The following is a 3177-nucleotide window of genomic DNA, read 5'->3' as shown; positions in this document are numbered from 1 at the left end:
CGGGGGGCTAGCCCCCCGAAGGGAAGCCAGACAGAGTTGAGCTAACACTCCCTAATTTTTTGACTAAATCCCTTCAGACAGTATTGGATAGCATGTTTAAAGTCCTTTTAAATAAAGAAACACCTATAAACGCAGTCTCTAAAACGGCATTCTGCCTTGCTCGCAAGAAGCTTGAATATATGTAACCAGAATTCAAAATCGTCCAAATTATTCGTTTATACATTCCTATTCCTTGAGTTAAAACGCATAGCCTTTAATTTGACAGTTTCTAAAGCTTATTATCCAAAAAAAAGCTTGTCAGAATCACCCATTAAAATTCAACGTATCAGCTCGAAAACTACCTGAAATTTGTTAATCAAAAAAACCAGGTGCTTTGAATACTTGTGAATTATTGATATTGTAAGGATAAATTTAATATTGTCACAATTTGTTATTTCATCAGTTCATTATGTCATTATTGATTCCCAAGCTCTGGTTTGTTTTTTTTATTGATTTTTCAGCATTTTCTTCGATTCCAGTTAAGGCCCTGATAGCATCTATGGTCTCAGGGATAACAATGGCTTGGTTATTTACCATGTAAGCACAATAAAGTCCTTTACCTTCTACCTTTAGTAAATCCTTCCAAATAGCCACTTCATACATATCTCCCCATGGTCTGCCCATATCGAGATACTTTTTTTTGATCGTATTATTGGAAACCAACCCATCATTATAGTTTATAAATGTGATCCTTGATGAGGATTGAAACGTTTCTATTATCTCTTTTTTTTCAACTTTTTTGGTAAGGCGTATATTCCAATAATGCATGTGGCTGTGATTTTTTGGTACTCTCACTGCCATCGTTACTACATTCAATTCGGGATCTACGGTTTGGGCATCATGTCCCTGAAGGCTTGGAATTTTTTTTTCAGGTATAAGTGTATTCATGACTCCTCCTAAATGACTATCCCATCGATCAGTAGATCTACGAAGTAAAATTCCGCTTGCATTTTTCAATAGTTTCACTTTTTTTAAAGCAGAAAGTGTTCTGATTATAGAGGTTGCGTTGCAGGACACAATCCTAGTACTTTCTCGGTTTAAAGCAGAACTGTAATTGCTTTCAGCGTTAAAAGAATGGTCTGTAGTCTCATGCTTCTCCCCCCCCTGAAGAATAAATTTGACTTTCATGGCTTTATAGATTTTCGCATTTTTAGTTGCTGTTTTTTTAGGTGTACAATCAACAACTAAATCAGCTTCATTTAAAAGGTCTTCCCTGTTACCAGATAGCGGAATTCCTGCATGTTCCATGTAAGATTTAGCTTCATTTGTGGCCGCATAAATAGCAAATCCTTTGTTTACCGCGGCTTTAATACGCCAATCGCTAATCACATCACAAACCCCAATCAATTCCATGTCATCTTGAAGTGCAGTGGCATCCGCTACTCTTTTGCCTATTACACCATATCCTAAAAGTGCTATTTTTTTCATGGGTCTATAATAAATTTTAATTTATCACTTGTTATTTTGGGTTAGAAACGCTCACTTGATTGGTGATAAAATGGGTTCCGAATTCCCAAGGTGAATTTCATCACTATTGAGATTTATTTGAGTTTTGAATATTTTTCAGATTTGAAAAACCGAATACCACCACTACAAAACTTTGACCTATCTCCATCATCACTAAAATTTTGGCAGGGGTAGTTATTGGCACAATGTCACCATAACCGATGGCCGCAAATGTTACCACGCTGAAATAAAACGTCTCGAATAAATACTCGAAGTAATTGAAGCTTTCAAAAGGTTTAAAGCCCTTAAAAGAAGATGGATTGGCAGCGACCAGACAGGTAAAGTCTGCAGCATAGGAGAAAATAATGAGCATAACCAGCAGCCCGAAAATCCAGAGAAGTTGCCCGAAAGAATGACATTGTTTAATGGACTTATTGACCTGCCTGAAGGTGAAAAATGTAAAGTAACCGCTCTTAATAAAAGTGAGAAAGATAACAATATAAGGCACCCAACTTAGTGCATGATCTACAAACTGCATAAGATACACGTACACAAGCGCTACTATCGCAACCAACAAAAGAGCCGGACGCATTCGTTTAAGCAGTTGTTTTAAGAAATTACCCGTGTTTATTTTATAAGTCATCATGTATCGTCAGTTAATCACCTGAGCTGCTTTTCCTGATTGTCGAAGAATAATTACACCTATCACACCGGCAAGTACTGAAGCAAATAAAATGGTCAGTTTGGCAATGAATGTATATTCCTCTTTTTGAAAGGCCAATTCCGTGATAAACAGTGACATGGTAAAGCCAATGCCTGCTATCATGGCTACTCCGGAAATGTGTCTCCAGGAAACCTCTTGCTGCAACTCTGCCAGCCCAAGCTTGACTAAAAGCCAACCGGCTCCTAAAATCCCGGTAAATTTCCCTACCAAAAGGCCAAACGTAATACCCATGCTTACCGGGTGACTCAAAATTTCAATTATATCCCCATGGATATGAATACCGGTATTGACCAGGGCAAATATTGGTAGAATGAAAAACCCTACTATGGGCGCCAGGTGATGCTCTATCTTTTGCAAAGGAGTTTCCGCGTCATCTGATTTTTGTTTGATTTCTTCCAAAATCCCAAGTTGTTCTTCCGAGATGAAATTGCCCTTGATGGCTTTTGTTTCTAAAAATTTTAGATGAAGCTTTTGAAGGTTTTTCAGGTAATCCTCTTCCTTGATTTTGACCCTGCCGGGAATCGTAAAAGCAGTGAGAATACCTGCAATCGTAGGATGTACTCCTGAGAAGAAAAATGCCAGCCAAACACCTCCAATCCCGATAAGTGCATAAAACCAGGCTTTACGAACTCCAATATAATTACCGCCAACCAATAGCAGTATGAACAGTACACCGTGAAGTAAATCCACATAAGAAATACCGGAAGTATAGAAAATAGCAATGATGAGTACGGCACCAAGGTCATCAACTATGGCTAGTGCTACCAAAAAAACTTTGAGCCCTGCCGGTACACGATCTCCCAATAATGAAAGCACTCCAATGGCAAAAGCAATGTCTGTAGCCATGGGGATACCCCAGCCGTGCTCTGTAGGGGTATTTAAATTGAAGATGAGGTAAATGAGTGCCGGAACGACCATGCCGCCAATAGCTGCTCCGATAGGCAAAATAGCTTTTCTGAAAGAAGACA

The 3177-nt window shown here is 38.6% G+C and carries 3 protein-coding genes; all 3 read right to left on the bottom strand.

What is annotated here, in order from left to right; translation table 11 throughout:
• Window positions 1-438: 438 nt before the first annotated feature.
• Window positions 439-1467: a type II glyceraldehyde-3-phosphate dehydrogenase gene (locus AAC037_RS22540; RefSeq protein WP_014022535.1), complete on the bottom strand. Its 1029-nt coding sequence runs from the start codon at window positions 1465-1467 to the stop codon at window positions 439-441.
• 103 nt (window positions 1468-1570) lie between these two features.
• Window positions 1571-2131 carry an ion channel gene (locus AAC037_RS22535; protein WP_339905789.1) on the bottom strand — a complete coding sequence of 187 codons (561 nt, stop codon included), beginning with the start codon at window positions 2129-2131 and terminating at the stop codon, window positions 1571-1573.
• A 6-nt stretch (window positions 2132-2137) separates the two neighbouring features.
• Window positions 2138-3177: Na+/H+ antiporter NhaA (gene nhaA, locus AAC037_RS22530; protein ID WP_339905787.1), on the bottom strand; the 1040-nt coding region annotated here is incomplete at its 5' end.

Source organism: uncultured Cyclobacterium sp. (assembly GCF_963976465.1).
GTDB lineage: Bacteria > Bacteroidota > Bacteroidia > Cytophagales > Cyclobacteriaceae > Cyclobacterium.
This window is presented reverse-complemented; position numbering and strand designations above follow the sequence as displayed.